The organism is Microbacterium sp., assembly GCF_031178445.1.
Lineage (GTDB): Bacteria > Actinomycetota > Actinomycetes > Actinomycetales > Microbacteriaceae > Microbacterium.
Genome location: NZ_JAPSIY010000001.1, coordinates 363,622 through 389,398 on the forward strand (window position 1 = coordinate 363,622; position 25,777 = coordinate 389,398).

Below are 25,777 nucleotides of genomic sequence, written 5' to 3' on the forward strand. Positions count from 1 at the left end.
CGACACGACTTATGACTGCGTCCCTCCCCCGCATCGGCATCCGTCCGCGTGCGCAGCGGCTGCTGAGCCGACTCGCCGCGGCGCTCGTCGTCGGCTCCGTCGCCGTGGGCGCCGCGCTCACGACGGGCGCGAGCCCGGCATCCGCGGCGACGGACGAGCCGACCGAGACCGGCGGTGCCGTGACGCTCGCGCTGTCCACGGGCTCCGGCGCCACGGTCGCACCGGGCAGCTCACTGCTGAGCTCGGTCGCCCTCGACAATGACACGGATGCGGCGCTGAGCGCCGGTACGGTGACGATCGAGCTCAGCACCACCCGACTCCCCGACAGTGCGAGCCTCGACGCCTGGCTCGACGGCGGCACGTCGCCGGGGAGATTCCGAGCGGTGGCGACCGAAGCGACCCCCGCCGTCGATGGTGGTTCGACGGCCACGACAGAGGTCATCGTGGACGCCGCCGACCTGGGTGCGCTCACACCGGGTGTGTACCCGTTGCGCGCGACGCTGAACGGCGCCACCAGCGAAGGCGAAGAGGGCGAGCCGGTCGCGCAGCAGGCATCCGCCACGACCGTCCTGGTGGTCGCCCCCACCGGCGATCATCGCACCGGCGTGATCGTGCCGATCACCGCAACCCCTGCCGATGGGTCACTGCTCACCTCCGACGAGCTCAGCACCCTGACCGCGCCGGATGGCGCGCTCACCGGCCAGCTCGACGCCGTCACGGGCACCACCGCGCTCCTCGCCGTCGACCCCGCGATCCCGGCGGCCATCCGGATGCTCGGCACGCGCGCGCCGGCCGGCGCGATCGCGTGGCTCGATCGCCTGGAAAACCTGCCGAACGACATCTTCACGCTCCAGTTCGCCGACGCGGATGCCGCCACCCAGGCACACGCCGGCCAGTCGACCCTCCTCGCACCGCAGGAACTCGCCCCCCTGCTGCAACCCGCCGACTTCCCGCTCCCGGAGGCGCCACCGACGCCGACTCCGACGCCGACACCGGGCCCGACCGCCGCCGCCGATCCTGCGCTGCCCGACAACGCCGCACTCTCCGCGATCCGCGGCGCGCAGGGCGGCATCCTCTGGCCGCGCGGCGACCTCACCGACGCCGACATCGCGCACTTCGGCGAACAGCTCGGTGACGGCGCCACCATCATCGTCCCGTCCAGTTCCGTGAACCGCCCCGGTGTCACCCGCGGAACCGTCGGCGGACAGGACGTGCTCGTCACCGACACTCCGGCATCCGCCCGCCTTTCCGCGGCCGTCGAAGCCGCCGACGAGGGCGCACGCCAGCGCGAGATCGCCGCCGTCGCGGGTCACCTCTTCTACGCCCAGCAGCGGTCGCCTCTAGTGCTGCTCGGCCTGGAGCGTTCGGAGACCCGTTCGCCCATCGCGCTGCGCGCCGCGCTGAGTGCCTTCGCCTCGCCAGACGTGCGGCTCCTCACGGCCCTGACCGCCCCCGCCGCGCCGGTGACGCTCACCGGCACACCAGACGAAGGGCGCGCAGCCGCCTATGAGGCCATGCTGCAGGACGAGCAGCGCATCGAGACGTTCTCGTCGATCCTCGAGGCGCCCGCTGTGCTGCTCGTGCCCGAGCGGATCCGCATCCTGCGTGCGATCGGCGTCGGCCTCGACGACGAGGAGTTCGCCGAGTCCCGCGCCGCGCGAACGGAGCGGGTGTCGACGACACTGCGTTCGGTCAGCATCCAGCAGCCGCAACCCGTCCAGCTGTTCACCTCGGCCGCTCCCCTGCCGGTATGGGTGCGCAACGATCTTCCCTGGCCGGTCACGGTCACGCTGAGCAGCACTCCATCGGACCCGCGGCTGGACATCCAGCCGCTCACCGAGGTCACCGCGCTGGCCGCGAGCAGCACGCGCGTCAACGTGCCGATCGAGGCGCGCGTAGCCAGTGGCGACGTGCGGGTGGCTTTCCGTCTCATCGGCCCGAACGATGCGCCGATCGGAGAGCCGGCCGTCGCCGACGTCACCCTCCGCGCCGATTGGGAGAGCATCGGCCTCGTGATCCTCGGCGGTGTGATCGTCGTGCTGTTCGTCCTCGGCCTGGCGCGCACCATCGTGCGCAAGCGCGGCGCCGCTGCTCCGTCGTGAGGGAATGCACCGCGGTTACCATTGGTTTAAGCAGTCGAGGCAGGTTCGCCGCGCTCCCGTGGCGCACCGGCCGACGAAGGAGAGCACATGCGTCAGGTCATCATCATCGGTTCGGGTCCGGCCGGATTCAGCGCCGCCATCTACGCGGCACGCGCCAACCTGGAACCGCTCCTGATCGCGAGCTCCGTCGAGGTCGGCGGTGAGCTGACGAAGACCACCGATGTCGAGAACTTCCCCGGGTTCCCCGAGGGCATCCAGGGCCCCGATCTCATGGTGAAGATGCAGGAGCAGGCTGAGCGCTTCGGCACCGAGGTCGTCTACGACGACGTCGTCGAACTCGACGTCGCCGGCCCGGTGAAGAAGGTCACCCTCGGCAGCCGCGCCGTGCACGAGGCCTCCACGATCATCTACGCCACGGGATCCGCATACCGCAAGCTCGGCATCGAGGGCGAAGAGCGCCTCTCCGGCCACGGTGTCTCGTGGTGCGCCACGTGCGACGGCTTCTTCTTCCGCGAGAAGACGATCGCCGTCGTCGGCGGTGGCGACTCCGCCATGGAAGAGGCGACGTTCCTGACCCGCTTCGCCTCGAAGGTGTACGTGATCCACCGCAAGGACAGCCTGCGTGCATCGAAGATCATGCAGGAGCGTGCCTTCGCGAACGAGAAGATCGAGTTCATCTGGAACACCGAGGTCGAAGAGATCCTCGGCGAGTTCGAGACCACCGGCGTCCGACTGCGCTCGACCGTCGACGGTTCCACCCGTGAGCTGGCCCTGAACGGCGTCTTCGTCGCGATCGGCAACGACCCTCGCACGCACCTCGTGCACGACAAGCTCGAGCTCACCCCGGCGGGAACCATCTGGGTCGACGGCCGCTCGTCGCGCACCTCGGTACCCGGCATCTTCGCCGCCGGTGACGTGATCGACCCCACCTACCGGCAGGCGGCGACCGCCGCTGGCTCGGGCGTCGTGGCCGCACTCGACGTCGAGCACTTCCTCGCAGATCTCGAGGACGCCTCGGTCGAGGTTCCGGCCGCAGAGGCGGCCGAGGTCATCGTCGGCTGACCTCGGGAACACTTTTCCCGCATCCGACGTTTCACCAGGTGACACCGAACAAGGAGAATTCATGACTGCCAAGGCAACCACCCAGGCCACCTGGGAGCAGGACGTACTGCAGGCCGACGGTCCGGTGCTGGTCGACTTCTGGGCCGCATGGTGCGGACCGTGCCGTATGGTCGCGCCGGTGCTGGATGAGATCCAGGCCGAGAACCCCGACAAGATCACGGTCCTCAAGCTCAACGTCGACGAGAACCCCGAGCTCGCGATGAAGTACCAGATCACCTCGATCCCCGCCATGAAGGTCTTCCAGGGCGGCGAGGTCAAGACGACGATCATCGGCGCCAAGCCGAAGTTCGCCCTCGAGAAGGATCTCGCGGCCTTCATCGGCTGAGTCCGATACAGACGCTGGAAGCCCGCCACCTCGACCGAGGTGGCGGGCTTCGTCGTCTTCGGGTGCCGACGGCGGCGCGGCTCAGGAGGCGTCGGCGATCGTCGGGTCCCAACGGCGGTGACGCTGCTCGCCGAGCAGGCCCCAGACCGCCTTCGTCAGTTCCGGGTACTCCAGCGCGATCTGGCGCAGCACGCGGTAGTGTCGTGCCGCGTTCGGGCGCACGCTGTCGTTCGCGGCGATGTTGTCGGCCCGCAGCAGGTAGACGACCAGCTCGTCAATGCTGGGCAGGTCGTCCATGAAGTCCCACGGATCCTCGCCCGCGCGCAGCCGCTCCTGGATCAGCACGGCGAGTTCGTCCGACGCCTCAGCGCGCAGCACTTCCAGGCTGGCTCGGCGAGGCACGGACTCGGTCATCCCCCAAGCCTACGCGCGGTTCACCCGCCTGCGGCGCTCGACCACCGCATCGTCCGTCATCGACTCCAGCTCTCTGCCTTTCGTCTCGGCGACCTTGAAGTACACGAAGAAGAACGACAGCAGGGCGAAGAAGGCGTAGAAGCCGTAGGCGAAGGTGAGACCGATCTCTGCGAAAGCGGGGAATGTGGTCGAGATGAAGAAGTTGGCCACCCACTGCGCTGCGGCCGCCACCGCCAGCGCGCCGGCGCGGATCGAGTTGGGGAACATCTCCCCCAGCAGCACCCAGACGAGCGGACCCCAGGTGGCTCCGAAGAACACCACGAACGCGTTCGCGCACACCAGCGCCACGGTCGACCAGGGCTCGGGAAGCACGACGTCGCCTGCGGCATCCAGCGTGCCGAACGAGAACGCGAGAGCCATGAGGCCGAGGGTCACGGTCATCCCCACCGAGCCGACCAGCAGCATCAGGCGACGCCCGACACGGTCGACCAGGAGGATTGCGACGATCGTCACGACGATGTTGGTCACCGAGGTGATGACGGTGATGGTGAGCGCATCCGATTCATCGAAGCCGACTGACCTCCAGAGCGTCGTGGAGTAGTAGAAGATGACGTTGATGCCGACGAACTGCTGGAAGATGCTGAGCAGGATGCCCACCCACACGATCGGCTTCAGGCCCAGCCGGCTGCCGCGCAGGTCGCTGAGCGACTCCTTTCGCTCCGTGTTCAGCGTGCCGGTGATCTCGCGGATCTTGCCGTCCACGTCGATCTCACCCGTCACGCCGGTGAGCACCTCGGAGGCCTTCTCGACGTCGCCCCGCGCGACAAGGTAGCGCGGCGACTCGGGCAGGCGCAGCGACATGATGCCGTAGACCAGAGCAGGCACCGCCTCGGCGATGAACATCCACCGCCAGGCGTCGAGCCCCCACAGTGGCGCGGCGGCACCGCCCGCCGCGCCGGCGAGCATGGCATCCGACAGCAACGCCACGAAGATTCCGGTCACGATCGCGAGCTGCTGCAGCGAACCCAGTCGGCCGCGGACGCGCGCCGGCGACACCTCGGCGATGTAGGCGGGGGCGATGACGGACGCGGCGCCAACACCGAATCCGCCGACGACGCGCCAGACGATCAGATCGATGACGCCGAACGCGAGTCCCGAGCCGATCGCTGAGATGAAGAACAGCACCGCTGCCGCGACCATCGTCGGAACGCGTCCGAAGCGATTGGCAACCGGCCCCGCGAACCACGCGCCGATTGCGCAGCCGATCAACGCGGAGGAGACCGCGAAGCCCTTCAGGCCGACACCGAGATCGAACGCGCCGGCCAGTGCATCGACGGCGCCGTTGATCACCGCCGTGTCGAAGCCGAAGAGGAAGCCGCCGAGCGCGGCGGCGATGCTCACCCCGATGACGCGGCCTCGGATCGAACTCGTTCTGGCTGAGCTGCTCATCAGGTACCCCCCGGTCGTCTGCCCGGGAGCCTATCGGACGAGAGCATCGCCGTGAAGGGTCGGCTCAGCGCGCGCCGAACTCTTCCCCGCCGAGATCCGCCAGGATGCGGTTCAGGTCCTGGATTGAAGCGAATTCGATCTTGACCTGGCCTTTACGAGCACCGAGCGTGATCTGCACCCGTGTGTTGAGACGGTCGCCGAGCTTGCTGGCCACCTCGTCGAGATATGCACGGCGTGCGCCGGGCTGTGGCCGGGGCGATCGGCCGGGGGTCGCAGGGACGTCCTTCGCCGCCTGCTCAGTGGCACGCACGGAGAGGTCTTCGTTGACGACCTTGTCGGCGAGGCGCTGCATCTGCTCGGGATCTTCCACGGAAAGAATGGCTCGAGCGTGGCCGGCCGAGAGCACGCCCGCGGCGACGCGCTGCTGCACCGGCATGGGCAAGCGAAGCAGGCGGATGGTGTTGCTGATCTGCGGACGCGACCGGCCGATCCTGGTGGCGAGCTCCTCCTGTGTGATGCCGAAGTCCTCGAGCAGCTGCTGGTAGGCCGAGGCCTCTTCCAGCGGGTTCAGCTGCGAGCGGTGCAGGTTCTCGAGGAGTGCATCGCGAAGCAGGTCCTCGTCGGCGGTCTCGCGGAGGATGGCGGGTATGGACTCGAGTCCGGCCTCGCGGGCGGCACGGGTGCGCCGCTCCCCCATGATCAGCTCGAACTCACCGTCGCCGTTCCTGCGCACCACGACCGGCTGCAGCACGCCGAACTCGCGCACACTGTGCACGAGCTCTGCGAGGTGATCCTCGTCGAAGTGCGTGCGGGGCTGGCGTGGGTTCGGAACGATCCGCTGCGGGTCGACCTGGATCAGGCGGATGCCGGGGATCGCCGCTAATTCATCGGCAGAGACGGCGTCCTGCTCGAGCTCCGCCACCTCGGCCGGAGCGGCATCCTGCTTCGCCTTCGATGCCCCGGGGAAGAAGACGTCCACTGGACGCTCGGCCTGATCGGCCGTCGGGATGAGCGCGCCGATCCCCCGTCCGAGTCCCGTACGTTTGGCCATCATTTCTCCTTGTCCTGCGAGGAGTCCTGGCCTCGCTGAGCGATCTCGACTGCTGCCTCGCGATAGGCGATGGCACCTGCTGACGTGCCGTCGTAAGCGATGACGGTCTGACCGAAGCTCGGCGCCTCTGAGACGCGGACCGAGCGAGGGATCACGGTCTCGAGCACCTGCTCCGGGAAGTGATTGCGCACCTCGTCGGCCACCTGCTGCGCCAGACGCGTCCGCGCGTCGTACATGGTGAGCAGGATCGTCGAGAGGTGGAGCTGGGGGTTGAGATGCTTCTGGATCATCTGGATGTTGCCGAGCAGCTGGCTCAGGCCCTCGAGCGCGTAGTACTCGCACTGGATCGGGATGAGTACCTCGGATGCTGCAGTGAACGCGTTGATCGTCAGAAGGCCGAGCGACGGCGGGCAGTCGATGATGACCACGTCGAACGGCTGCTCGGCGAGGTATGCCTCGAGCGCGCGGCGAAGCCGGAACTCACGAGCGACCTGCGAGACCAGTTCGATCTCCGCACCGGCGAGATGGATCGTGCTGGGCGCGCACATCAGGTTCGGCGACTCGGGACTCGGCTGCACGATGTCCGACAGCGCGGCGTCGCCGATCAGCACGTCATAGATACTGTCGGTGTCTGCGGTGTGGGTGACACCGAGGGCGGTGGAGGCATTGCCCTGCGGATCGAGATCGACGACGAGAACCCTTCCTCCGAGCTGCGCGAGAGCCGAGGCCAGGTTCACGGCGGTCGTCGTCTTTCCGACGCCACCCTTCTGGTTCGAGATCGTGAAGACGCGAGTATTCCCGGAGAACTGGACATCCACGCCTTCGAGAGCCTTGCGCCGGGACGACAGGTCGGCGAGCTCGCGTGCGAGCGGCGTATCCATCCCGAAATCGTTGTTCGGCGATGCCTTGTCGGATAGTTTCACGTGAAACATCGACTCCTTCCGGGACCGTCTACCACTCTAACCGCCGCGCCCGACATGGCGAACTCCCCCGGCTCTTCATTGAGAGATGCGGAATGCGAGCGAACACGTCCGGTGGGCCCTGGCGCCGCCTCATCGCTCGTCGTTGGGTCGCCACTAGAGGACCGTGGTTCCACGTGAAACATCACCCGAGCCCGCCGGTCGTTCCCGACCTGAGGCATTCGGTGACATCCCGAACTGTTCGGGGGGCGCGATCAGGTTCGTCGGGGGGCGGATGCCCCCCCAGAGCCCGCGCCCCGACGGGATGGCAGCTTCTCGCATCATTCGGAGAGTCCGGTCGGGGAACAAGCCGTGGATAGGCGGCGCCTATCCCTCGGAGCAGTCGGTTGCCGGACCGCTCCGAATGCGTCGGATTCTGCGGGTCACGAGCTGCAGGATGGGATCACTTTGACGCGCCTCGATCGGCGCACCTCCGGCCAGAAACGCGCAAGGTTGTTCGAAGAGGGCGGATGTTTCACGTGAAACGGTCGGGAGGAGCTTCTCCACCCACGCCGTGCCGCCGGCAGTGGCTCGATCGGACGACACGGAGGCCTGTTGCCCGCAATGGCGCCGTGTGGTGCATCTGTCCCAAGTGAGCCGCCGCCATGTCCTGGTGCGGGGGGTGCTATCGGGTAGACGGCGATGAGATTCCGCTCCCCGGCCACCGTGGGTCGCCCGACGCTGCGCCACGCCCTGCATGTTTCACGTGAAACACGCGGCGACCCAATCTCCGTCTGGGTGCGCCGGAGCAACGAACATGATCACTTAATTTTGGCGTATTATCGGCCGGGTGCTGGTCGCCGTGCTGACGCATAGGTCGGGCCCCTGATCGCATCCTCGACGTCCGCCGGAACGTCCGGTGGCGAAGCCACGAACCGCTGCCGTCGCGGGGTGGACGCCGGGTCTACGTATCCCTCCGCGCCGCAGGCCCATGTCTCCCTCACACTCTGGGACGGTGACCGCGCCGGCGGCGACGAGCGCATACATCACGCCCAGGCGTTTCACGTGAAACACAGGCGCCTCGCATCCGACCTGCCTGAATCAGCTCCTCTCGACAGTTGAATCCCGCCCTGCAGCGTCACCAACGGCACCGCAAGATAGCGAAGAATGCGCCTGCCGCCGGGGCGAAGATGGCTCTCGCGGAGGGCCTATCTGTCGATCAATGAGCGTCTCGCGGGCCTGTGATCGCGCGACGAGATCAGTGACAGACCGCAGCGTCCGCACGCTCGCGCCGTGCCGGCCTCGCGCACGGTGACTGGCGGTGTGCGACTAATGCGCTGAGGGAACTCCGCCGGCACTGTTTCACGTGAAACATCAAGCGCGCTCGTACTCGAGCTTCGAGATTGACCGGCCGACGTGACGCCTGTGCCGCGGCGGAAGCGGGATGCTCGTCGTGTGTGTGGTACCGCGACCGGTCAGGCCCGTGCTCGGCTCGCGAGTGCGGCGTCGAGCAGGAAGTGATGGACAGCCGTACGCTGCATCCTGACAAACCGCCGCCGATGTTTCACGTGAAACACCGACTCTCTGAGATCAGGCGCGAACCCGAGCCTGGACCACGCGCGTCGTCTCGGTCAGCACGCCCTCCCCCAGGATGTCGACCCTCACATCGCTCACCTTGTGCTTCTTCAGCACCTTGGCCGCGGCGTCGATCTCGGCCGGGACGTTGTGCCCCTTCAGGAGTATCAGCTCACCACCATCCTTCACCAGCGGAGCGGTGATCGGCACCAGGGTGCGCATCGCGCTGACGGCGCGTGCGGTGACCACGTCGAACTCGAGTCCGACATCCTCGGCCCGAGCGCGCATGACGCGAACGTTGTCGAGCTGCAGAGCATCCACCTGCTCGTTCAACCAGGTGACGCGACGGTCCATCGGCTCGATCAGGGTCCACTGCACGTCCGGCCGAGCGATCGCCAGCACCAATCCGGGAAGTCCTGCACCCGACCCCACATCGGCGACCGAGCCGTGAAAGAGCGGCGCGGCGATGGCGGAGTTCAGAATGTGCCGCGTCCATAGGCGAGGCAGCTCGAGCGGACCGATGAGGCCTCGTAGCTCACCCTCCGCTGCCAGCGCGGCCGTGAATCGTCGCACCGATGCGATGCGATCACCGAAGAGGTCGGTTGCGACCGACGGTTCCTGCTCGACGCCCGGATCAGACACGATGCTCCGACTGCTGGACCCGCATCTCGACTCGTTTCGCTCGCTGGCTACCGTGCACCATGGCTGTTGCGCGCATCAGTGTTTCACGTGAAACATCAGTGCCGGGAGATCACCGTGTGCCGGTCGGCGCCCTCGCCGTAGGACTCGGAGACGAGACCGCGCTCCGAGACGATGTCATGCACGAGCTTGCGCTCGTAGCTCGACATCGAGGGCAGCGATGCCTGGGTCGCACCGTCATCGAGCTTGGCCACGGCAGCATCCACCAGCGCTTCGAGCTGACGCCGGCGGGTGTCACGCGACCCGCCGATGTCGAGGATCAGTCGCGAGAAGGAACCGGTGCTGCTCTGCACAGCGAGGCGCGTCAGCTCCTGGAGCGCCTGAACGGTGTCGGGCGCGGAAAGCAAGGACAATCCTTCGCCCTCCGCCTCGATGGAGACGTAGGCGCGACCCTGCCTCACATCGAGAGTGAGGTCTCCATCGATGTCGGCGATGTCGAGCAACTCCTCCAGGAAGTCCGCTGCCACATCGCCCTCGTGCTCGAGCTGTTCCACTGTCGACTCGGTCGACGCCTTCAGGTCCTGCGCGGTCATCAGTTCGAACCCTTCTTCTTCGCCCGCTTCTTGCTCATGGGCTGCTCACGCTTCGGCGCTTCGGCCTTCGCGCGCTCCGCCTCTTCGAGCTTGCGCTGCTGCTCAGCCTCGAAGACCGTGAGCGGAACGACCTTGCCCTCAGCGTTCACCGCCTTGCCTTTGCGCGCCAGCCGCTCCTCGCGGGCCTTGGCCGCCTCGGACCCCGGGGTCGGCATCTCGCGGATGACCAGGAACTGCTGGCCCATCGTCCACAGGTTCGAGATGAACCAGTAGATGACGACGCCGAGCGGGAAGAAGACGCCCGAGAAGATGAAGCCCAGCGGCAGCACGTAGAGCATGATCTTCTGCATCTGGTATGCCTGGCCGGTCTTGGCCTCCGGAGACAGGTTCTTCGAGATGATCTGCAGCTGGGTGATGAACTGCGAGACGATCATCAGCACGACCAGCACCACGAGGATCGTGATGGCGAGTCCGTTCTGGTTCTCCCAGGCGACGCTGAGGGTCTCGTGCAGCGAGACGCTGCCGAAGAGCTTGGCGTCGTAGAACTCCTGGGTGAGCTCGTTGTTGAGCAGACCGACGCCGCTGAAGCTCGGGTTGTCACGGATCTTCTGCACGTCTACGAGCACGCTGTAGAGGGAGAAGAAGATCGGCATCTGGATGAGCAGCGGAAGACAGCTCGACATCGGCGTCGTGCCGTGCTTCTTGTAGAGCGCCATGGTCTCGCGGCTCATGGCCTCGCGGGAGAGCTGGTCGCGCTTGCCCTTGTACTTCTCCTGAACTTTTCGCAGCTCAGGAGCAATTTCCATCATCTTGCGCTGGCTCTTGATCTGCTTCACGAACAACGGGAACACCGCAGCGCGCACCACGATCACGAGACCCACGATCGACAGCACCCAGGTGAGTCCGGCCGCGGCCGGCATCCCGATCAGCGTGAACAGGGAGTGCCAGGCGACGAGGATGAGCTCCACGACCCACTTCAGCGGCCAGAGGATGATGCCGAACAGATCGAACCCGCCGCCGGATCCCGACGCGGGCGTTGAGGTGCTTGCGAGCAGAAGGTCAAGACCCACTGTTCAGTCCTTTCGAGCAGGTACGACGAACCCGCGCGGGGTCAGGTCGTATTGGAAGTGAGCGTGCGGGCGGACGTCGTCGACGCCGCCTTTGCTCCACGGATTGCATCGCAGGATGCGCCAGGCCGAGAGCAGTGCTCCCCGCACAGCGCCATGCTGCTGAACCGCCCCTACAGCGTACGCGGAACAGGATGGGTAATAGCGACAAACGTCCCCGTACAGCGGGGAGATCACCGCGCGGTACGCCGTGAGAAACGCCAGCAACAGGTTGCGGGGCAGGACCGGGATGCTCCGCAGCGCATCGGAGGCGCGGAATCGCGCGGTGCCGAACGCGTACGAGGGTAGGGCGCTCATGAGCGCACCGGACCGGAGACCAGCCGGTTCAAGCATCGCGCCACGTCGCTGCGCAGCTCGGTGAAACCGGCGGTCGCGGATGCAGGAAGGGCACGGATGACGACATCCGTGCCCTCGGGAACCGTGTCACGGAACTCCGCGCACACGGCCTTGAGCCGCCGTCGCACGGTGTTGCGGACGACGGCGGATCCCACCTGCTTGCTGATGATGAAACCGAACCTCGGTGCGCGCGCCTCAGATGTCGGCAGCACCGAGGTCACCAGGCGCGCCCCTCCGCATCGCGTGCCGCGTCGGACCACCATGCGGTAGTCGGCGCCGCGGGTCAGTCGATACGGCCGGGCGAGCACGGCGTGGTCCGGGCGACGGCTTACGCCGAGAGCTCGGTGCGGCCCTTCGCACGGCGGGCCGACAGGATGGCACGGCCGGCGCGGGTGCGCATACGGGCACGGAAGCCGTGCTTCTTGGCACGACGACGGTTGTTGGGCTGGAAGGTGCGCTTGCTCATGGAATCACTCCGGGAATGGTGTCACCGGGCTTTGATCATCCGGGGACGGGGGGTACTGCCAATAGGCATAAGTCAACCGATTAAGGGTACGACCTGCCGAGGCGCAGGGCAAATCCGCCGCCGGGTGCCACTGTGCACCCCTTGCGTTGCGCACACCCATTATCCACAACTGTGGACGGACCGCCGCCCACCGACACACCCGCGTGTTTCCGGGGGCGGCTTGCTGTACTTGGTCCTGCTGACTACCGTTGCACACGACGTTATCCACAGGGGGAGATCACGCCGGACGGCGGGCTTTTCCACAACCTCCCGAGATCACCCGGAGCACAATGACCACTGCAGCCCAGCCCGACGTGCCCATCTGGTCCCTGGTGCAGGAGCGTCTCACCGCGGACTCGCGCGTCACCCCGCAGCTGCACGGCTTCCTGAGTCTCGTGGTGCCTGCGGGCGTCATGGGCGGCGTGCTCTACCTCGATGTGCCCAACGATCTCACCGCCGGTCAGATCAACAAGCGGCTGCGCATCCCGATCATGGAGGCTCTGTCCTCGATCGGCGAGGAGGTCACCTCATACCGCACCGTGGTGAACCACGAGCTGGCCGACCAGCCGGCCCCGTCGATCGCGGTACCCGACTTCGCCTCCTCGGAGCAGGTGCGCGTCGAGTCGCCCATGGAGCAGCAGCATCCCACTCCCCTGCGTCACGAATCGCGCCTGAACCCGAAGTACACCTTCGACAACTTCGTCATCGGGCAGTCCAACCGCTTCGCACACGCCGCAGCGGTCGCCGTCGCGGAGGCGCCGGCGAAGGCGTACAACCCGCTGTTCATCTACGGCGACTCCGGCCTCGGCAAGACCCACCTGCTGCACGCGATCGGCGACTACGCGCAGTCGCTGTACGCCGGGGTGAAGGTGCGGTACGTGTCGAGCGAGGAGTTCACCAACGACTTCATCAACTCGATCGCGAACAACCGCGGTGCCGCCTTCCAGAGCCGCTACCGCGAGGTCGACATCCTGCTCATCGACGACATCCAGTTCCTGCAGGGGCGCGCGGAGACGCAGGAGGCGTTCTTTCACACCTTCAACCAGCTGCACGATCACAACAAGCAGGTCGTGATCACCAGCGACGTGGCCCCCAAGCTGCTCACCGGCTTCGAGGATCGGATGCGCAGTCGCTTCGAGTGGGGTCTGATCACCGATGTGCAGGCGCCCGACCTCGAGACGCGCATCGCGATCCTGCGAAAGAAGGCGCAGAGCGAATCGCTGCACATCCCCGATGAGGTGCTCGAGTACATCGCGACGGTGGTGTCGTCCAACATCCGCGAACTCGAAGGCGCCCTGATCCGGGTGTCCGCCTTCGCGAGCCTCAACCGGTCGTCGCTGGACATCTCCCTGGCGCAGACCGTGCTCCGCGACATCGTCGACACCGCAGAGGACAACATCATCTCGCCGACGGACATCATCACGGCGACGGCGGCGTACTTCAAGCTCACGGTCGATGATCTGTACGGCTCGAGCCGTTCGCAGCAGATCGCAACCGCACGGCAGATCGCGATGTACCTGTGCCGTGAGCGCACCAGCCTCTCCCTGCCCAAGATCGGTCAGCTGTTCGGCAACCGCGATCACACCACCGTCATGTACGCGTACAAGAAGATCAGCGAGCTCATGAAGGAGCGTCGGTCGATCTACAACCAGGTCACCGAGATCACGACCCAGATCGGTCGCCGCTGACACGCCGGAGACTCCGCATCACGCGGATACGGCGGAGCGATCTCCCCGCGGCCCCGCCTCGCCTGTCATCGACTGCGATCGCGGGACTTTCCGCAGGGGTTGTGGATAACTTGTGGAATCACGCGTCCGGAACGGCCGGCGCTCCGGGTCGTCTGTGGATAACTCTCTGAAGCGGGTCGGACGCCAGACCCTCGGAAACCCGCGGATTCCTCAGCACATCCACATCTCACACAGGTGTAGTTTCCTACTCGCGACTGATATCCACCGAGTTATCCACAGTATCCACAGCTGTTAACACCATTAAGAGATCAATCTTCATCGAGGGTTCTCCGATGACCGGATGGATGTGGACGAGCGAAACCCCGACGTGCGAATCCGGGGTGGTGAGCGCTTCGCGGTGTACGACTAGCATGGGATGGCCTGTAGCGGGTCATGTGCGCTGCAGGGACCGACAACGAGGGAGCGCCCGTGAGGTTCCAGGTCAATCGCGATGTGTTCAGCGAAGCTGTGTCCTTCGTCGTCAAGCTGCTGCCGCAGCGCAACCCTCAGCCGATCCTCGCTGGTGTGCTCATCGAGGCGTCCGCTGACGGGCTGACGCTCTCGGCGTTCGACTACGAGGCGTCCGCTCGCACCACCATCGAGGCCACGGTCGATGACCCTGGCACGATCCTGGTGCACGGCCGGCTGCTCTCCGACATCGCCAGCCGTCTGCCCAACGCTCCGATCGAGATCGCTGTCGAGGAGGACGGCGGTATCGCAGTCACCTGCGGATCGGCACGGTTCACCCTCGCCTCCATGCCTGTCGAGGAATACCCGTCGATCCCCGAGGTGACGGGTTCGACCGGGGTCGTCCCGGCCGAGGACTTCGGCACCGCGATCGCGCAGGTCGCATTCGCCGCATCCCGTGACGACGTGACCCCCGTGCTCACGGGCGTGCAGCTCGAGGTCTCGGGCACCGAGCTCAGCATGGTCGCCACCGACCGCTACCGGGTCTCTCTCCGTGACGTACCGTGGGACGGCGGAGGCGCGGAGCAGACGGCACTGGTGCCCGCTAGGACTCTCACCGAGGTCGGAAAGACGTTCGCGCATGCCGGGAACATCGAGGTCGCGTTCTCGGGCGCCGGTGATCGCGAGATCATCGCCTTCACCGCGGGGAACAAGACCGTCACATCCCTGCTCATCAAGGGCAACTTCCCGCCGGTGCGCCGGCTGTTCCCCGAGCAGACCGACCACTATGCGGTCGTGAACACCGCAGACCTGATCGAGGCGGTGCGCCGCGTGTCACTGGTCCTCGACCGTTCGGCGCCGCTGCGGTTCACGTTCGGAACCGACAGCGTCACCATGGATGCTTCGGGCAGCGAGCAGGCGAGGGCGTCGGAGTCGGTCGACGCACACCTGAACGGCGGCGAAGAGGTCACGCTCGGACTCAACCCCCAGTACCTGCTCGAGGCACTCGGCGCCGTGAAGAGCGAGTTCACCCGCGTCACCTTCACATCCAGCGACAACGCGAACAAGCTCAGCCCGGTGCTGATCACGAGCCAGACCTCCGTCGACCAGGCGGGACTCGATTCGTTCAAGTACCTGCTGCAGCCCAATCTGCTGCTTCGCTGAGCTCGCGACGCCTCGGTCGGGCTGCCGGACCGGTGTCAGACCCGAAAGGTAGGCTGATGCGGTGATCGTGGAGCAGCTGAACCTGGTCGACTTCCGCAATTACGCGACCGCCGATCTCGCCCTGCATCGCGGTCCGAACGTCCTCGTCGGCAGCAACGGCCAGGGCAAGACGAACCTCGCCGAGGCGATCGTGTTCCTCGCGACGCTCGGCTCCCACCGGGTGTCGACGGATGCGCCGATGGTGCGTGACGGCAAGGACTTCGCCGTCATCCGCGCGCGTCTCGCGCACGGCACCCGCAACGTGCTGACCGAGGTCCAGCTGAACAGGCAGGGGTCGAACAAGGCGCGCATCAACGGCTCCCCTGCCAAGACGAACGAGCTGCCCCGCTACGCGCACGTCGTGCTGTTCGCCCCCGAGGACCTGCAGATCGTGCGCGGCGACCCTTCCTCGCGCAGAAGGTTCGCCGATCAGCTGCTGATACAGCGCACACCCCGACTCGCCGGCGTGCTCGCCGACTACGACCGGGTGCTCCGTCAGCGCACCGCGCTGCTGAAATCCGCCAGGGCGCGCGGCATCCGGGGCGAAGGCCTGTCGACGCTGGATGTGTGGGACGACAAGCTGGTCGCACTCGGTTCCGAGATCATCCACGCGCGCATCCGGCTGGCCGCTGATCTGCAGGGCCCGCTCGCCGAAGCCTATGCGGCGATCGCCGGCGCCGACCATCGACCGCAGCTCGAATGGGCGCTCTCCGTGCGCGGGGGCGACCCGGAGGAGGGGGAAGCGGAGGCGGAGGACGCACGCGGTGAGATCGCCGACCTGTTCCGCGCCGCCCTGCAGCAGAAGCGCGCCAAGGAGGTCGACCGGGGTCTGACTCTCGTCGGCCCGCACCGCGACGATCTGGTTCTGCGCGTGCGCGATCTTCCTGTGAAGGGCTACGCCTCGCACGGCGAGTCGTGGTCGGTGGCGCTCGCCCTGCGGCTGGCCTCGGCCGAGTTGCTGCGCGCCGAATCGCCCGCCGGCGACCCGGTGCTGATCCTCGATGACGTGTTCGCCGAGCTCGATTCCGATCGCAGACAGCGCCTCGCCTCGCTCACAGCGGGATACGAACAGGTGCTCGTGACCGCCGCCGTCGAGGGCGACATTCCTGAAGCGCTGCATCGGCACGTGGTGCGCATCAGCGCGGGTACGATCAGCGATGAACGAGATGGGACGGATGCCGGCGACGATGTCTCAGCCGATGGAACGGAGGGTGCCGATGACGGACCCGCAACCACCTGAGACGGTCGCGACCTACCTGCGCCTGCGCGGTCTGAAGCCCAGCTCGAAGAACTGGAAGCGCAAGAAGCGGCTGCTCGCGGATGACGACAACGCGCCGTTCACGAAGGGCCGCGATCCCGGAATGCTGGGCGACGTGCTGGCGAAGCTGACCAAGGATGCCGGGTGGGAGAAGACGCTCGCCGCAGAGGATCTCGTGCGTCAGTGGGCAGATCTGGCGGGAGCCGACACCGCCAAGCACTCCGAGCCTGTCTCGCTGCAGCGCGGGGTGCTCACCGTGAAGTGCGATTCGACGGCATGGGCGAAGAACCTTCAGTACATGCGGGCGGTCATCATGACCCAGATCGGCGAGCGCTATCCCGATGCGGGGGTGGAGAACATCCGATTCATCGGGCCAGACGTCCCGTCGTGGAAGTGGGGACCGAGGGTCGTCCCGGGACGGGGTCCGCGAGACACCTACGGGTAGGGCACCATACCCGCACCCTCAAGCGCTCAGAACGCCACACATGGCGTTTGAGGGCCACATCGCGTCGCGGAACCCGATAGAATGACAGGGAACTTTCGATGTGGAGAACCCTTACTGATGACGCCTGAATCCCCCGCTGACGACAACGACCCTTCGACGAGCGCAGCGAACCAGGAGGGGATGGAACCGCAGACCTCGAACAAGGTCCCCGGCGACTACGGCGCCGACTCGATCCAGATCCTCGAGGGCCTCGAGGCGGTGCGCAAGCGCCCCGGCATGTACATCGGATCGACCGGCCCGCGCGGTTTGCACCACCTGGTCTACGAGATCGTCGACAACTCCGTCGACGAGGCGCTCGCAGGCTACGCAGACAGCATCGACGTGACCATCCTCGAGGACGGCGGCGTACGGGTGGTCGACAACGGCCGCGGCATCCCGGTGGACCCGCACTCCTCAGACCCGACCAAGTCGACGGTCGAGGTCGTGCTGACGATCCTGCACGCCGGCGGCAAGTTCGGCGGCGGCGCCTACGCCGTCTCGGGCGGTCTGCACGGCGTCGGCTCATCGGTGGTGAACGCGCTCTCCACGCGCTTCGAGGTCGAGGTCAAGCAGAAGGGTCACGTCTGGCGCCACAGCTTCGCCGACGGCGGCGTGCCGCAGCAGTCGCTCGAGAAGGGCGAGGCCACCGATGAGACGGGAACGGCCATCACGTTCTGGCCGGACTCCGAGATCTTCACCGAGACGGTCGAGTTCGACTACGACACGCTGCGCACCCGGTTCCAGCAGATGGCGTTCCTGAACAAGGGACTGCGCATCGCGCTGCGTGACGAGCGCCCGGCGTTCGCCCTCGAGATCGAGGAGGAGGGCACGGTCATCACGAAGCAGCCGGCAGACGTGTTCCTCTACGAACGCGGCCTGGTCGACTACGTCGAGTACCTCAATCGCGTGCGTCACGCCGATGTCGTGAACGACGAGATCATCGCCTTCGAGTCGGAGGACACGGATCGCAAGATCTCGCTCGAGGTCGCCATGCAGTGGACGACGTCGTACACCGAGAACGTCTTCACCTACGCCAACACCATCAACACGCATGAGGGCGGCACGCACGAGGAGGGATTCCGCGCTGCGCTGACCAGCCTGGTGAACCGCTACGCCCGGGCCAACAACCTGCTCAAGGAGAAGGACGACAACCTCTCCGGCGACGACGTGCGCGAAGGTCTCACCGCGGTGATCTCGATCAAGCTCGGCGAGCCGCAGTTCGAGGGTCAGACGAAGACCAAGCTCGGCAACACCGAGGCGAAGGCGTTCACGCAGAAGATCGTGAACGACCAACTCGGAGCATGGTTCGACCGCAACCCTGTGCAGGCGAAGAACGTGATCCGCAAGGCCATCGACGCGGCCACGGCGCGCATCGCGGCCCGCAAGGCGCGCGAGACCGCCCGTCGCAAGAGCGTGTTCGAGTCGGCTGCGATGCCGGACAAGCTCAAGGACTGCACCAGCAAGGACCCGTCGATCAGCGAGATCTTCCTCGTGGAGGGCGACTCGGCCGGCGGCTCCGCCGTGCAGGGTCGCGACCCGCACACCCAGGCGATCCTGGCGCTGCGCGGAAAGATCCTGAACGTCGAGCGCGCGCGGCTGGACAAGGCGCTGGGCAACAAGGAAGTCCAGGCGATGATCCAGGCCTTCGGCACGGGCATCGGCGAGGACTTCGACATCGAGAAGGCCCGCTATCACAAGATCGTGCTGATGGCGGATGCCGATGTCGACGGCCAGCACATCACGACGCTGCTGCTGACGATGCTGTTCCGCTACATGCGAGGGCTCATCGAGGCCGGTTTCGTGTATCTCGCGATGCCGCCGCTGTACCGCCTGAAGTGGACGAACTCCCCGCACGAGTACGTGTACTCGGATGCCGAGCGCGACGCGCTGCTGGAGCACGGCCTCGCGAACGGCAAGCGGATCCCGAAGGACGCCGGTATCCAGCGGTACAAGGGACTCGGCGAGATGAACGCCAAGGAGCTGTGGGAGACGACGATGGACCACACCACGCGCACCCTGCGTCAGGTGACCATCGACGATGCCGCGGCCGCCGACGAGATCTTCAGCGTCCTGATGGGCGAGGACGTCGAGTCGCGCCGCACGTTCATCCAGCGCAACGCCAAGGACGTCCGCTTCCTCGACATCTAACCCACACACCACCGCTGCATCGCGGTGAACAGATGACAGACATGACAGCGACAGAGGGCGGAGGAATCTCGTCGGAGTGAGCATCGGGAGGGGCCCGCGAAGCGGGAGGGAACCCGCTCTGCGAACGAAGACGAGATTCCGTAGCCCGGCCCCACCAGACTCTGGTGGTCAAGGCAGACGAAGAGAAGACACATGACTGACGAAGAACGCCCCGACATCAACGAGGGTCACGAACACGGCCGCATCGATCAGGTCGACCTGCAGGCCGAGATGCAGCGGTCGTACCTCGACTACGCCATGGCCGTCATCGTGGGCCGCGCGCTTCCCGATGTGCGCGACGGTCTCAAGCCCGTGCACCGACGGGTGATGTACGGCATGTACGACGGCGGGTTCCGGCCCGACAAGTCGTTCTCGAAGTGCGCCCGCGTCGTCGGCGAGGTCATGGGTCAGTACCACCCGCATGGTGACACGGCGATCTACGACGCGCTCGTGCGCCTGGTGCAGCCGTGGTCGATGCGGTACCCGCTGGCGCTGGGCCAGGGCAACTTCGGCTCCCCTGGCAACATGGGCGCCGCCGCGCCGCGGTACACCGAGACGAAGATGGCTCCGCTCGCGCTCGAGATGGTGCGCGACATCGAAGAGAACACTGTCGACTTCTCCGACAACTACGACGGACAGACCCAGGAGCCCGACGTCCTGCCGGCGCGGTTCCCCAACCTGCTGGTCAACGGCTCGGTGGGCATCGCGGTCGGCATGGCCACCAACATCCCGCCGCACAACCTGCGTGAGGTGGCGGATGCCGCGCTGTGGGCACTCGACCACCCGGGCGTCTCCCGTGAGGAGCTGCTCGACGGACTGATCAGCCGCATCCCCGGTCCTGACTTCCCGACCGGTGCCCAGATCCTGGGCACCAAGGGCATCCACGAGGCATACCGCACCGGTCGCGGTTCGATCACGATGCGCGCAGTGGTCGAGGTCGAGGAGATTCAGGGCCGCACGTGCCTGGTCATCACCGAGCTGCCGTACCAGGTCAACCCCGACAACCTCGCGGTGAAGATCGGCGAGCTGGCTCGTGACGGCAAGATCACCGGTATCGCCGACATCCGCGACGAGTCCTCGGACCGCACCGGTCAGCGCCTGGTGGTCGTGCTCAAGCGCGACGCCGTCGCGAAGGTGGTGCTGAACAACCTGTACAAGCACACCTCGCTGCAGGAGAACTTCGGCGCGAACATGCTCGCGATCGTCGACGGTGTGCCCCGCACGCTGGCGCTCGACGGATTCATCACGAACTGGCTCGACCACCAGCTCGACGTGATCGTGCGGCGCACGAAGTTCCGTCTCGCCAAGGCCGAGGCGCGCATGCACATCCTGCAGGGCTACCTGAAGGCACTGGATGCTCTCGATGAGGTCATCGCGCTGATCCGCCGCTCCCCCACGGTCGAAGAGGCGCGTGAGGGATTGAAGTCGCTGCTCGACATCGACGATGACCAGGCACAGGCCATCCTCGACATGCAGCTGCGCCGTCTGGCGGCGCTGGAGCGGCAGAAGATCGTCGACGAGGCGACCGACCTCGAGGCGCGCATCGCCGACTACAGGGAGATCATCTCCACCGAGTCGCGTCAGCGTGACATCGTGCGCACCGAGCTCACGGAGATCGTCGATCGCTACGGCGACGAGCGCCGCACCCACATCCTGCATGGCTTCGACGGCGACATGTCCATGGAGGACCTCATCCCTGAAGAGGAGATGGTCGTCACCGTCACCCGCGAGGGGTACATCAAGCGCACCCGCAGCGACAACTACCGTTCGCAGCACCGCGGAGGCAAGGGCATCAAGGGCGCGCAGCTGCGAGCCGATGACCTCGTCGAGCACTTCTTCGTCACCACGACGCACCACTGGCTGCTCTTCTTCACCGACAAGGGTCGCGTGTACCGCACGAAGACCTACGAGGTGCCCGAAGCGGGGCGCGATGCGAAGGGCCAGCACGTCGCGAACCTGTTGGCGCTGCAGCCCGACGAGAAGATCGCGCAGATCCTCGACATCCGCGATTACGGCATCGCCGAGTACCTGGTGCTCGCCACTCGTGGCGGTCTGGTCAAGAAGACGCGCCTGACGGAGTACGACACCAACCGCCAGGGCGGCGTGATCGCCATCCGCCTGCGCGAGGAGGATGAGCTCGTCGGCGCGCTGCTGGTCGACAAGGAGGACGACATCCTGCTGATCAGCCGGCGCGGCATGTCGGTGCGATTCCAGGCGACCGACGAAGCGCTGCGCCCGATGGGCCGCGCCACCGCCGGCGTGACCGGGATGAAGTTCAAGGGTGACGACAGCCTGCTGTCGGCATCGGTCGCAGCACCGGGCCAGTTCGTGTTCGTCGTGACCGACGGCGGCTTCGCCAAGCGCACCGCGGTCGAGGAATACCGCCTGCAGAACCGTGGTGGAACGGGCATCAAGGTGGCCAAGCTGAACGACGATCGAGGTGTGCTCGCGGGCGGTCTGATCGTCGCCGAGGACGACGAGGTCTTGGTGGTTCTGTCCAGCGGCAAGGTGGTACGCTCTGCCGTGGCCGAGGTGCCCGCCAAGGGCCGCGACACCATGGGAGTCGTGTTCGCCCGCACCAAGGGTGATGACCGCATCCTCGCGATCGCGCGCAACAGCGAGCGAGGCCTCGCAGAAGAAGACGAGGCGGAGACCGGCACCTCAGAGCCCGAGACCCCCGAAGCCTGATCCCCGAAAAGAGCAAGACGCATGAGCACAGTAGCCGACAAGCTGGCCAGGAAGTCCACGCGCAAGACCGGCGGCAAGCAGGTTCGCCTGCGTCTGGTCTACGTCGACTTCTGGTCGGCGGTGAAGCTGTCGTTCCTCGGCGCGGTGGCCCTGGCGATCGTGACCATGGTCTCGTTCTTCCTCATCTTCATGGTGCTGCAGGCGACCCAGGTGCTCGCGCAGGCGAGTGACTTCCTCGACACGATCACCGACGGTGCGATCAACCTGCAGAGCCTCATCGGGCTGCCGCAGGTGATGGCGTTCGGCGCAGTGGTCTCGATCCTGAACCTCATCGTCTTCACCGTGCTCGGGGCAGTGGTCGCGGGGATCTACAACCTGGCGGTGAAGGTGACCGGCGGGCTGCTCGTCGGCTTCATGTCGAACTGATTCTCGTTCTGGGGCGGGCGTGGGGATGTTCCCTTCGTTCGCAGAGTGGGGCCCTCCGCTTCGCGGCATCCGCCTTTCTCTTGCACGGCGACAAACTCGGCGTAGCATAAGGAACGGAGCGTTTCTTATGGAGGCGTCATGGGCAGCATCGCGAGTGGTCTCGCCGTCGTCGGGATCAAGGAGCTGGGCAAGGGTGATCTGGACATAGCGGGCGGAAAGGGCGCGAACCTCGGCGAGCTGCTGCGCGCCGGTCTGCCGGTGCCCGACGGGTTCGTCGTCACGACCGACGCCTACGCCGAGGCCGCGGACGCGGCCGGCCTTCCGGAACGGATCGACACCGCCGAGCCCGCCGAACTGCGCGGCATCCTCGAGCAGGCACCGATCCCCGACGAGCTGCGTGCAGCCGTCACCGACGCCTACGCGCGGCTCGGCGAGGACGTGCCTGTCGCGGTGCGCTCCAGCGCGACCGCCGAGGACCTGCCGGGCGCGGCCTTCGCCGGTCAGCAGGACACCTACCTGAACGTGATCGGCGCGGACGCCGTGCTCGACGCTGTGCGCCGCTGCTGGGGTTCGCTGTGGACCGATCGCGCCGTGTCGTACCGGAGGGAGCGCCGTATCGACCCGGTCGGGGTGCGGATCGCCGTTGTGGTCCAGGTGCTCATTGACGCCGACGTGGCCGGGGTGATGTTCACCGCCGACCCTGTCAGCGGCGCAAGGGACCGGATCCTCGTGGATGCGGCCGCAGGGCTCGGTGAGGCCGTCGTGTCGGGCTTGGTCGACACCGAGCACTACGAGCTCGACCAGGACGGGGCGCTGCTGCGATGGTCGCCAGGCCGAGCCGATGTCGCCATCAGGTCGTCCGCCGGCGGCGGTGTCCACAACGACGTACCGCGTCCCACCGGGAGCAGGCTGCTTCGTGCCGGGCAGCTCGGGACGCTCGCCATGCACGCCCGGGCGGCTGCGGCGCACTTCGGTCGTCCGCAGGACATGGAGTGGGCGGTGGCCGACGGTGAGGTCTTCATCCTGCAGGCCAGGCCCATGACCGCACTGCCGCCTGAGCCCATGAAGCTGAATCGCCGACAGCGCGTGCAGAGCATGATCTTCAGCGAGTACCTGCCGGTGCGCCCCTATCCTCTGGACGTGACCACCTGGCTCGGTCGCGGTCCGGCGGAGATGATGCGTCAGATCACGCAGTACTACGGGCTGCGCGGCGCGTTCACCGACTTCCTTCTCGAGGAGGACGGCGTCGTCACGCGCTTCGTGCCTCCCAACCCGCATCCGGGGCCGGGCATCCTGCTCGCACCCATCAGGCTGATCAGGAAGACGCGGCGCTTCCGCCCCGAGAGGTGGCAGGAGGATCCGCGCCTGGCGACGCTTCTCGCCCGCGCCGACGAGCTCGACGAGCTCTCCCTGAGCTCGCTCGAGTGGCGGGAGCTGCTGCAGGTGCCCGAGAGGGCGCTGCGTCTGATCGACATCAGCCGTGACCTGCGGATCGACTACCTTCCCGGCGCGGCGATCGCCATCGTCCGCCTCATCATGGTGGTCACGCTGCTCGGCCGGCGCCGGCTGCTCACCGAACTCCTCGGCGGTGCGCCGACCCGCACGGCCGCGGCCGAGCGTGAGCTGGTGCGCCTGGCCGGCATCGTGCGAGAGGACGCCGCCCTGCGCGCGGTGTTCGCGGAGGCGACCCCGACGGACGTGCTCGCCGAACTCGACACGGGCCGCTTTCCGGATTTCGACACGGCGCTGGATCGGTTCCGCCGCGAATACGGTCGCAAGGAGACCGTGTCTCCGCTCCTGGTGAGTCCGCCCACGCTCGCAGAGTCACCGGACGTGATCCTCGGGATGGTGAGTGGATTCGTCGACAGCCCGCCACAGGGCGACAGACGCTCGGAGGACGCCCTCGCACGGTTGCTCGAGCACCGTCTGCTGCACGCGGGCCGGGCCCGCGCGGCGGTCTCGAGATGGGTACGCGCAGCACAGGCGGGAGTCGCGTGCCGCGAGGACAGCCACTTCTACTTCACCGCTTCCCTTCCCGCGCTGCGCCGCTCGCTGCTCGAAATCGGACGTCGCCTGCAGCTGACCGGAGCGATCGACGAGCCCTTCGACGTCTTCCACCTGCGCTGGGAGGAGATCGTCGCCATCGACGAGGTCGCGCAGCTGACCGAGCAGGCCGTCGCGAATCTGCGTGGCCGGGTGATCGCCCGTGCGGCGCGCAGGGCAGAACTCGCGGCGCTGCCCGTCGTGGACGTTCGCGGCGTGTATCGCGACCGGCGCGACGGTGATGCGGTCGTCACCGGAACACCCGCGGGCGCGGGCGTGGCCAGCGGCCCGGTGCGGGTGATCCGGGAGGTGGCTGACTTCCACCGACTGCAGCCGGGCGATGTGCTGGTCTGCCCGTATACGAACCCCGCGTGGACCCCGCTGTTCCTGAGGGCGGTGGCGGTGGTTGTCGACACCGGATCCATGGCATCGCATGCCGCGATCGTCGCACGCGAGTACGGCCTTCCGGCGATCATGGGCACCGGTGACGGCACGAGGGTGCTCTCGGACGGCGACGCGGTGACGGTCGACGGATCGACCGGCAGGGTGACGCGTGCCTGATTCCCCGGATGCCGCACCGCGCGCCCGCCGTCGCGGCAGGGCGCTGATCGACGCCATCCATGACGCGGTGCTGGCCGAGCTCGGCGAGCACGGCTACGCGGGGATGACCATGGAAGGCGTTGCGGAGCGGGCCGGCGCAGGCAAGGCCTCGCTGTACCGCCGATGGAACTCCCGGGCAGAGCTCGTGCGCGACACCGTCTACCATCTGATGCGCGATGCCGAGGGGCTGCCCGACACAGGGAACCTCCGCGAGGATCTGCACCAGCTGCTCAGCCAGACCGTCCGGCTGCTGAACGGGCCGCTCGGCGATGCGCTGCGCGCCGTTCTCTCCGAGGCGCTCGCCGACCGCGGCCGCGCTGCCGAGATCTCGTCGCTGTCACTGGGAACGGGCCGGCGGCTGATGGCCGAGATCGTTGGTCGGGCGGTGGCGCGCGGTGAGGTCGAAGCCGCCTCCGTCACCGATACCCGCCTCGATGTGGGGCAGGCCCTGCTGCGCGACCGCTTCCTGTTCCGCAACGTGACTGCCGACGATGTCACCGAGATCGTCGACACCGTGCTGCTGCCGCTCTTCGACACTCCGGCGGAGGCCGGACGTGGGGCGAACGCGCGCGACCGGTAGGGAAAACCGGAACAGAGCTGTCCGGATCCCCCCGTG

At 66.9% G+C, this 25,777-nt stretch carries 22 protein-coding genes; 12 read left to right on the plus strand and 10 right to left on the minus strand.

All coding sequences use genetic code 11. The features are described 5' to 3' along the window. Window positions 1-11: 11 nt before the first annotated feature. The 3 genes from RIN43_RS01730 to trxA all read left to right on the plus strand — a co-directional run bounded on the left by RIN43_RS01730 (window position 12) and on the right by trxA (window position 3,549). Window positions 12-2,102: a DUF6049 family protein gene (locus RIN43_RS01730; RefSeq protein ID WP_309127143.1), complete on the plus strand. Its 2,091-nt coding sequence runs from the start codon at window positions 12-14 to the stop codon at window positions 2,100-2,102. Window positions 2,103-2,189: 87 nt separating this feature from the next. Beyond that, window positions 2,190-3,164 carry a thioredoxin-disulfide reductase gene (gene trxB, locus RIN43_RS01735; protein WP_309127144.1) on the plus strand — a complete coding sequence of 325 codons (975 nt, stop codon included), beginning with the start codon at window positions 2,190-2,192 and terminating at the stop codon, window positions 3,162-3,164. 61 nt (window positions 3,165-3,225) lie between these two features. Then, complete coding sequence (trxA, locus tag RIN43_RS01740; RefSeq protein ID WP_309127145.1) at window positions 3,226-3,549, plus strand: thioredoxin; 324 nt, start codon at window positions 3,226-3,228, stop codon at window positions 3,547-3,549. Between the two features lie 81 nt (window positions 3,550-3,630). Here the strand turns inward: trxA and RIN43_RS01745 are convergent, their stop codons facing one another. The 10 genes from RIN43_RS01745 to rpmH all read right to left on the minus strand — a co-directional run bounded on the left by RIN43_RS01745 (window position 3,631) and on the right by rpmH (window position 12,098). Next, complete coding sequence (locus RIN43_RS01745; protein WP_309127146.1) at window positions 3,631-3,963, minus strand: tryptophan synthase subunit alpha; 333 nt, start codon at window positions 3,961-3,963, stop codon at window positions 3,631-3,633. Between the two features lie 9 nt (window positions 3,964-3,972). Then, window positions 3,973-5,412, minus strand: a complete 1,440-nt coding sequence (locus RIN43_RS01750; RefSeq protein WP_309127147.1) for a sugar porter family MFS transporter — start codon at window positions 5,410-5,412, stop codon at window positions 3,973-3,975. Window positions 5,413-5,476: 64 nt separating this feature from the next. Beyond that, on the minus strand, window positions 5,477-6,463 hold the full coding sequence (locus RIN43_RS01755; protein WP_309127148.1) for a ParB/RepB/Spo0J family partition protein: 987 nt from the start codon (window positions 6,461-6,463) through the stop codon (window positions 5,477-5,479). After that, window positions 6,463-7,344, minus strand: coding sequence for a ParA family protein (locus RIN43_RS01760; RefSeq protein WP_309127149.1), 882 nt, complete (start codon window positions 7,342-7,344; stop codon window positions 6,463-6,465). Before RIN43_RS01760 ends, RIN43_RS01755 begins: the two co-directional genes overlap by 1 nt. A 1,608-nt stretch (window positions 7,345-8,952) precedes the next feature. Next, window positions 8,953-9,579 carry a 16S rRNA (guanine(527)-N(7))-methyltransferase RsmG gene (gene rsmG / locus RIN43_RS01765; RefSeq protein ID WP_309127150.1) on the minus strand — a complete coding sequence of 209 codons (627 nt, stop codon included), beginning with the start codon at window positions 9,577-9,579 and terminating at the stop codon, window positions 8,953-8,955. Window positions 9,580-9,674: 95 nt separating this feature from the next. Then, entirely contained in the window at window positions 9,675-10,169 is a 495-nt protein-coding gene (locus RIN43_RS01770; RefSeq protein WP_309127151.1) for a R3H domain-containing nucleic acid-binding protein, read from the minus strand. Continuing rightward, window positions 10,169-11,239, minus strand: a complete 1,071-nt coding sequence (yidC, locus tag RIN43_RS01775; protein WP_309127152.1) for a membrane protein insertase YidC — start codon at window positions 11,237-11,239, stop codon at window positions 10,169-10,171. Before yidC ends, RIN43_RS01770 begins: the two co-directional genes overlap by 1 nt. Window positions 11,240-11,242: 3 nt before the next feature. Continuing rightward, window positions 11,243-11,593, minus strand: a complete 351-nt coding sequence (gene yidD, locus RIN43_RS01780) for a membrane protein insertion efficiency factor YidD (protein ID WP_309127153.1) — start codon at window positions 11,591-11,593, stop codon at window positions 11,243-11,245. Further along, window positions 11,590-11,940 carry a ribonuclease P protein component gene (gene rnpA / locus RIN43_RS01785; protein WP_309127154.1) on the minus strand — a complete coding sequence of 117 codons (351 nt, stop codon included), beginning with the start codon at window positions 11,938-11,940 and terminating at the stop codon, window positions 11,590-11,592. Before rnpA ends, yidD begins: the two co-directional genes overlap by 4 nt. Window positions 11,941-11,960: 20 nt before the next feature. Beyond that, entirely contained in the window at window positions 11,961-12,098 is a 138-nt protein-coding gene (gene rpmH / locus RIN43_RS01790) for a 50S ribosomal protein L34 (RefSeq protein ID WP_022879826.1), read from the minus strand. Between the two features lie 329 nt (window positions 12,099-12,427). Here rpmH and dnaA point away from each other — a divergent pair, with 329 nt between their 5' ends. From dnaA to RIN43_RS01835, 9 genes are all read left to right on the plus strand, one after another. Continuing rightward, window positions 12,428-13,825: a chromosomal replication initiator protein DnaA gene (gene dnaA, locus RIN43_RS01795; RefSeq protein WP_309127155.1), complete on the plus strand. Its 1,398-nt coding sequence runs from the start codon at window positions 12,428-12,430 to the stop codon at window positions 13,823-13,825. 468 nt (window positions 13,826-14,293) lie between these two features. After that, window positions 14,294-15,436 (plus strand): DNA polymerase III subunit beta, encoded by a 1,143-nt coding sequence (gene dnaN / locus RIN43_RS01800; RefSeq protein WP_309127156.1) that lies wholly within the window; start codon window positions 14,294-14,296, stop codon window positions 15,434-15,436. A 61-nt stretch (window positions 15,437-15,497) separates the two neighbouring features. Further along, on the plus strand, window positions 15,498-16,715 hold the full coding sequence (recF, locus tag RIN43_RS01805) for a DNA replication/repair protein RecF (protein ID WP_309127157.1): 1,218 nt from the start codon (window positions 15,498-15,500) through the stop codon (window positions 16,713-16,715). After that, window positions 16,693-17,178 (plus strand): DciA family protein, encoded by a 486-nt coding sequence (locus tag RIN43_RS01810; protein ID WP_309127158.1) that lies wholly within the window; start codon window positions 16,693-16,695, stop codon window positions 17,176-17,178. The genes recF and RIN43_RS01810 overlap by 23 nt, the downstream gene beginning before the upstream one ends. A gap of 117 nt (window positions 17,179-17,295) precedes the next feature. Continuing rightward, the gene (gene gyrB, locus RIN43_RS01815; protein WP_375163691.1) at window positions 17,296-19,365 is read left to right on the plus strand and encodes a DNA topoisomerase (ATP-hydrolyzing) subunit B; all 2,070 of its coding nucleotides are present in this window, start codon (window positions 17,296-17,298) and stop codon (window positions 19,363-19,365) included. Window positions 19,366-19,557: 192 nt separating this feature from the next. Then, the gene (gyrA, locus tag RIN43_RS01820) at window positions 19,558-22,092 is read left to right on the plus strand and encodes a DNA gyrase subunit A (protein ID WP_309127159.1); all 2,535 of its coding nucleotides are present in this window, start codon (window positions 19,558-19,560) and stop codon (window positions 22,090-22,092) included. A 21-nt stretch (window positions 22,093-22,113) separates the two neighbouring features. Further along, the gene (locus RIN43_RS01825) at window positions 22,114-22,518 is read left to right on the plus strand and encodes a DUF3566 domain-containing protein (RefSeq protein WP_309127160.1); all 405 of its coding nucleotides are present in this window, start codon (window positions 22,114-22,116) and stop codon (window positions 22,516-22,518) included. A gap of 138 nt (window positions 22,519-22,656) precedes the next feature. After that, window positions 22,657-25,122, plus strand: a complete 2,466-nt coding sequence (locus RIN43_RS01830) for a PEP/pyruvate-binding domain-containing protein (protein WP_309127161.1) — start codon at window positions 22,657-22,659, stop codon at window positions 25,120-25,122. Continuing rightward, window positions 25,115-25,741 carry a TetR/AcrR family transcriptional regulator gene (locus RIN43_RS01835; protein ID WP_309127162.1) on the plus strand — a complete coding sequence of 209 codons (627 nt, stop codon included), beginning with the start codon at window positions 25,115-25,117 and terminating at the stop codon, window positions 25,739-25,741. The genes RIN43_RS01830 and RIN43_RS01835 overlap by 8 nt, the downstream gene beginning before the upstream one ends. Window positions 25,742-25,777 lie beyond the last annotated feature (36 nt).

Coding starts and splice junctions, on each gene's coding strand:
- RIN43_RS01730 (WP_309127143.1), top strand. CDS start 12: ATGACTGCGTCCCTCCCCCGCATCGGCATCCGTCCGCGTGCGCAGCGG.
- trxB (WP_309127144.1), top strand. CDS start 2,190: ATGCGTCAGGTCATCATCATCGGTTCGGGTCCGGCCGGATTCAGCGCC.
- trxA (WP_309127145.1), top strand. CDS start 3,226: ATGACTGCCAAGGCAACCACCCAGGCCACCTGGGAGCAGGACGTACTG.
- RIN43_RS01745 (WP_309127146.1), bottom strand. CDS start 3,963: ATGACCGAGTCCGTGCCTCGCCGAGCCAGCCTGGAAGTGCTGCGCGCT.
- RIN43_RS01750 (WP_309127147.1), bottom strand. CDS start 5,412: ATGAGCAGCTCAGCCAGAACGAGTTCGATCCGAGGCCGCGTCATCGGG.
- RIN43_RS01755 (WP_309127148.1), bottom strand. CDS start 6,463: ATGGCCAAACGTACGGGACTCGGACGGGGGATCGGCGCGCTCATCCCG.
- RIN43_RS01760 (WP_309127149.1), bottom strand. CDS start 7,344: ATGGATACGCCGCTCGCACGCGAGCTCGCCGACCTGTCGTCCCGGCGC.
- RIN43_RS01770 (WP_309127151.1), bottom strand. CDS start 10,169: ATGACCGCGCAGGACCTGAAGGCGTCGACCGAGTCGACAGTGGAACAG.
- yidD (WP_309127153.1), bottom strand. CDS start 11,593: ATGAGCGCCCTACCCTCGTACGCGTTCGGCACCGCGCGATTCCGCGCC.
- rpmH (WP_022879826.1), bottom strand. CDS start 12,098: ATGAGCAAGCGCACCTTCCAGCCCAACAACCGTCGTCGTGCCAAGAAG.
- dnaA (WP_309127155.1), top strand. CDS start 12,428: ATGACCACTGCAGCCCAGCCCGACGTGCCCATCTGGTCCCTGGTGCAG.
- RIN43_RS01810 (WP_309127158.1), top strand. CDS start 16,693: ATGACGGACCCGCAACCACCTGAGACGGTCGCGACCTACCTGCGCCTG.
- gyrB (WP_375163691.1), top strand. CDS start 17,296: ATGACGCCTGAATCCCCCGCTGACGACAACGACCCTTCGACGAGCGCA.
- gyrA (WP_309127159.1), top strand. CDS start 19,558: ATGACTGACGAAGAACGCCCCGACATCAACGAGGGTCACGAACACGGC.
- RIN43_RS01825 (WP_309127160.1), top strand. CDS start 22,114: ATGAGCACAGTAGCCGACAAGCTGGCCAGGAAGTCCACGCGCAAGACC.
- RIN43_RS01830 (WP_309127161.1), top strand. CDS start 22,657: ATGGGCAGCATCGCGAGTGGTCTCGCCGTCGTCGGGATCAAGGAGCTG.